General features: G+C 57.8%; 6 protein-coding genes and 1 pseudogene. 3 read left to right on the top strand and 4 right to left on the bottom strand.

What is annotated here, in order from left to right; all coding sequences use genetic code 11:
- On the top strand, positions 1–758 hold a 758-nt coding region (locus CWO89_RS41395), incomplete at its 5' end, for a putative sugar O-methyltransferase (protein WP_130584001.1).
- A 550-nt stretch (positions 759–1,308) separates the two neighbouring features.
- Here the strand turns inward: CWO89_RS41395 and CWO89_RS46460 are convergent.
- Positions 1,309–1,506, bottom strand: coding sequence for a hypothetical protein (locus CWO89_RS46460; RefSeq protein WP_165421549.1), 198 nt, complete (start codon positions 1,504–1,506; stop codon positions 1,309–1,311).
- Positions 1,507–1,516: 10 nt separating this feature from the next.
- Between CWO89_RS46460 and CWO89_RS41390 the strand changes: the two genes are divergently transcribed.
- Positions 1,517–1,876: a winged helix-turn-helix transcriptional regulator gene (locus tag CWO89_RS41390; protein WP_207234682.1), complete on the top strand. Its 360-nt coding sequence runs from the start codon at positions 1,517–1,519 to the stop codon at positions 1,874–1,876.
- A gap of 98 nt (positions 1,877–1,974) precedes the next feature.
- Here CWO89_RS41390 and CWO89_RS41385 read toward each other — a convergent pair whose 3' ends face one another.
- On the bottom strand, positions 1,975–2,304 hold the full coding sequence (locus CWO89_RS41385) for an Atu4866 domain-containing protein (protein WP_130584000.1): 330 nt from the start codon (positions 2,302–2,304) through the stop codon (positions 1,975–1,977).
- Positions 2,305–2,392: 88 nt separating this feature from the next.
- Positions 2,393–2,494: pseudogene (locus tag CWO89_RS49300) on the bottom strand (nuclear transport factor 2 family protein); the annotation flags it as partial.
- Between the two features lie 219 nt (positions 2,495–2,713).
- Between CWO89_RS49300 and CWO89_RS41375 the strand changes: the two are divergent.
- Positions 2,714–3,112: a hypothetical protein gene (locus CWO89_RS41375; RefSeq protein ID WP_245476813.1), complete on the top strand. Its 399-nt coding sequence runs from the start codon at positions 2,714–2,716 to the stop codon at positions 3,110–3,112.
- Positions 3,113–3,236: 124 nt separating this feature from the next.
- Here the strand turns inward: CWO89_RS41375 and CWO89_RS41370 are convergent, their stop codons facing one another.
- Positions 3,237–3,782 carry a CAP domain-containing protein gene (locus CWO89_RS41370; protein ID WP_130583999.1) on the bottom strand — a complete coding sequence of 182 codons (546 nt, stop codon included), beginning with the start codon at positions 3,780–3,782 and terminating at the stop codon, positions 3,237–3,239.
- Positions 3,783–4,223: the final 441 nt, after the last annotated feature.

The raw sequence follows: 4,223 nt of genomic DNA, 5'->3' as shown, positions 1-4,223 counted from the left end.
AAGGCAGAACGGACCCGGCCTCTGCACTGGTTAAGACGTCAGAATGGCTCTACGACAACCTACGCAGGCTCGCCGAATCCGTTGGTGCGATCCGTCTCGCGAACCCAGAGAACTATGGTCACCACAGCGACCTGGATCCAGGTATTGAAAATATCCTTTCGAAGCTAGACGATCATTTCGGTGTACGCGTGGCCTTCCCTAATCCTTATGCCGGCGAGGTAGGTCTAGCCACATCACGCGGCATTGTGAGTTACCGGACCATTCAGGCGATCTATCAAGCATGGCGTGCGGTCAACCTCGCGACAACTCCTCGGGTACTGGAGATAGGCCCCGGCCTCGGTCGTACAGCGTTTTATCTCAAGCTGTTCGGGGTTGGGAATTACGTTGGAATAGACATCCCGCTGTCGAATGTTGCACAAGCCCATTTCCTCGGGACTACGCTAGGCGAGAGTACCGTTCGCCTCCATGGTGAAAAACGCGACGGATTTCAAATCGTACCAGATAGAGTCCTGACCGAGTTGGAGGGGCATTTCGATGTTGTGCTTAATGCAGACTCGCTCACTGAAATCGACCGCGCAACTGCAACAACGTATTGGCGTTTCATTGAGAAGCGATGCGGCGTCTTTTTATCGATCAATCACGAAGGCAATCCGTTTACCGTTCGTGATCTCTACAGTGGCAACACATTGCGAGTTGAGCGATACCCGTACTGGATGCGTCGCGGTTACGTTGAAGAAGTCGTGAGGTTTAAAGCATAGTGTCAACGAAGAGAGCGCCAGAAGAAGTACTCGCGATGACATCATGGGCCTTCACGAGAGGATTCGGCGAGAATGGTTTTGAACCAAGACGCCGCCGAGACGTGGTTCGAGGAGAATGATCCCGAAGGCGTTGCATTCTGTCGGCAATATCGCCGGCCCGCTTCATGTCCCGGCCCGCTCAAAGCGGGTCAATTGCGCCGATAGAGCGACGACGAGAGTTGCTGTATCGTTGCCTGCCATGGTGTGCGCCTAATTCGGCTGCCCGCTCGGCTTTTCAGCTTGCATGAACGAAAGTTTCGCTGGATCCGCTTCTAGTGCGCGCTCTTGGCCTCGAAGAATGTTCTCGGCGACCGTGAAGGAGCGCACGGACACTGCGTGAGCATCCCTGATCCACTGCTCGAGCAGTTCCCGGGAAAAACAGTTCATGTCGATCAGCTCAGTCGAGGCCGAACGTGTAGCTCGAACGGTTGGATCGCGCTGGCGTTGCCGATGTTCTCTACGAACTGGTCTAGCCAGGCGTTGCCCCAATTTCTCCGCATCGGCTCTGGGGTCAATATCCGTGTTGCGCGGTCGCCGTGCCGACGCTGTTGCCGGTGCCGTGGTCGATATTATCGACCGAACTTGCGCCGTTGGTGTAGCGCGCAATTTCAAATGTCACCCCCTCCCGCGAACTGAAATCACAGCCGAATGCCGCCGATCGGCCTGGATTGCTCGTCCGGCCATTCCGGACGCCGATACCGCCGCCCATAGACGGCCTCGTGATACCGCCGGGGATAGACCATCGTCGGGTCTTGCACTGCCAGATTGTCACTCTGCTGACGTGGGCCTGCGGCCTAGCCCTCTGTGGTCCGAACCGTTACGGCGAGTTGAAGCGGGCCGTCCGTGGCGTCAGCGACAATGTGCTGATCCAGCAACTGAAGGAACTGGAGGCCGACGATGTCGTCAAACGGACCGACTATAAGGAAGTCCCGCCGCGCGTGGATTATGCGCTCACCCCGCTTGGCCGCAGCCTCGCTGAAGCGCTCGTGCCGCTGTGCACTTGGGGAAGCGAGAACATGGCCGAGGTCTCGCGCATCTTCGCCGAGTGCGATGCCTGGCGGAATGGCAAAGCTTCGTAGCCGGCAGCCACACGATCTCGCAATTGTGCCCTAAAGGCTTAAACGGACGACCGCTTTCGGGATCGTCGTGAGCGTTGCGCAACGGATGAGCCCCTGCGTTACCGGCGATAGAGGATCATCCCGGCGTGATGCAGAACATCGTCGATGAATTCGCCGTCAGCGGTGAAGCCAGTATCATCCCAATATTCGATGTGCGTGCCGGTCACTTCGTAACGCCCCTCGTAGGCACGCTCGCGCGTCCCTCGCGCTTCAACGTAGCGGCCGTTCGGCAGAAGTTCGTGACGGATGTGGCCGTTCTGCGTAACCCAGAGGCCGACATAGGGGTGGTGATTGGCTTTCAATTCTGTTTCCTCGGCCCGCACGGGTGCGATCAGGAGCGTTGTCGCGATCATGGCTGCAAAGGCGCGCTGCATGGCCGAACTCCTCATTTCATACGTGTGTTGAGTTGGGACCGGGCGGCCGCTCCGCGTCGGAGGACACGAAGCGACTGGCCCAGGCGAGGTTCATTATGGCCGCCTATTGCTGGCGCGGCTCGTTGTTGTCGACGACCTGCTGATAGGCGACGAGATCGAGAAAGGCTTCAGCCTCGACGACAGACCCGTCCTTCATCTTGAATAGCCCCTCGATGCGATCGCCGAGATGCATCACGACGGGCAGATGGCCGAAACGAACGACGTGGTCGAGAAGATCACCGGCCGCAAGCCGCAATCGGTCGCCGAGTTCGTCGAGAAGCATCGGGCGGCCTTTCAATAAGACCGGCCGCGCCACAAGTCTTTGACAAGCGGGCGTCCCCCGAGTTGGACGCAGTAGAACAGAGAAGCGCATGAGGAAAGGACAATGAAAATGACCAAGACGAAAATCACGCTCGCTTCCGGCCTCGCTGCGTTGATCATCTGCCTGACGAGTGTAGGCATCGGGCACGCGCAGCTCGCAGCCCCGCCGACGCCCACCACACGAATCCTTGCGATCGGCACCGTGAATCCCGGTGTCGATCTTGCGGCCGTACGCGCGATCCTCCCGACGGAAGTCCGGGAGACCGTGAAGCTTTACTTGGACGGCAAGATTGACCAATGGTATTCGCTACAGGGACGTGCCGGCGTGGCGTTCATATTAAACGTCACGGATCCCGCAGCCGCCAATGAGATGCTTGAAAAGCTGCCTTTGGGCCAAGCTCATCTCATGAGCTTCGAGTTGATTCCGCTTGGTCCGCTCAACCCCCTTCGTCAGTTGCAATGACAACCGGTTCTCCTAATCACGGAGGTTGGGCAGTTCCGGAGTGCCAACGCTCTGGAGCCGACCAAGCCCCCGGCAAGGGCTCTTTTCCCTCGCTCCACGACTATCCAACATCGATCGTCCTGGATCAGAGGCAGATGCTCAGAATTTTCAGACGACAGGCCTCCACGGCGCGGGATTTGGGCTTGGCAACTGTCGCCTGCTTTGAGCTTTTCGGCGAGTTCTTCGCCACCTTGGGACGTTCATAGTCGCCGGCAATCACCATGGCCCAATAGGTGCGCCCGGTGGTCGAACTCTTGACACTGGCGACGCCAACGCGCGAGGCGTTGTGCAACAGGAGATTTCGTCGATGTCCGGACGAATTGATCCATTGGTCGAGTGTCTTTGGGAAGCTGTCATAGCCGTAGGCGATGTTTTCTGCCGCCCGGGCCGCGCCCGATGAGTGGACGCGCGAGTTGAAGGGGCCGAGGACGTCGTGGTCGAGCTTGTCCTTTGACGCCATCGCCGCGGCTTGCTCGTGCGCAATTCGCGTGAGTGTCGCATCCAGCACCACTCGCCCTTCCCCGTGCTGGGCGCGATAGCCGGAGATCATGGCCGCGGGAGACTCCGCTTGAGCAAGTACTGGGTAACAGCAAGCGGCAAGCCAAAGGCAGAGTGAAACCAGGGATTTCATCGATGTTCCCAAATCAGTCTTCTGGAGCGATAAAGAGATCGGATAAATCCGTAAGTCATTGATTTTGTTATTTCGGACTGCGCTTTACCCCCAACTTGATCTTGGGAACGCGGTGTCGATACGCGCTAAGGCGGGCGCCAGCAAGGCGCTCGCGAAGGCCGTTGAACAGCGGGAGCACCACCCAATCGCCCGGGTCGACCAGTCGCGCCGAGCAGATCGCGCAGTCTCAATCGGGTTGAAGGGCCCCCTTCCCAAAACAAAAATTGAAAAATATCAATGCATTATCAGGAAAGGATCCTGAATATACGTCCACCGCTGCTTCCGACCAGCTTGCGGCAAGATTTCCGCGCGACACTAAAATTAAGCAAAATGGAACCGTATTTTGCTCAATTGTGTTGGGTTGCATTCACCACTGCGGGAGGCGACTAGTACCCACTTTTC

Origin of the sequence: Bradyrhizobium sp. Leo170 (assembly GCF_004296405.1) — a bacterium.
Classification (GTDB): domain Bacteria; phylum Pseudomonadota; class Alphaproteobacteria; order Rhizobiales; family Xanthobacteraceae; genus Bradyrhizobium.
The sequence above is the reverse complement of the archived record's forward strand: the minus strand, read 5'-3'. Positions and strand labels throughout refer to the sequence as shown.

Excerpts from the sequence above, each read along its gene's own strand:
- CWO89_RS46460 (WP_165421549.1), bottom strand. The coding sequence starts at position 1,506 with ATGGGCGGCGGTATCGGCGTCCGGAATGGCCGGACGAGCAATCCAGGC.
- CWO89_RS41385 (WP_130584000.1), bottom strand. The coding sequence starts at position 2,304 with ATGAGGAGTTCGGCCATGCAGCGCGCCTTTGCAGCCATGATCGCGACA.
- CWO89_RS41375 (WP_245476813.1), top strand. The coding sequence starts at position 2,714 with ATGAAAATGACCAAGACGAAAATCACGCTCGCTTCCGGCCTCGCTGCG.
- CWO89_RS41370 (WP_130583999.1), bottom strand. The coding sequence starts at position 3,782 with ATGAAATCCCTGGTTTCACTCTGCCTTTGGCTTGCCGCTTGCTGTTAC.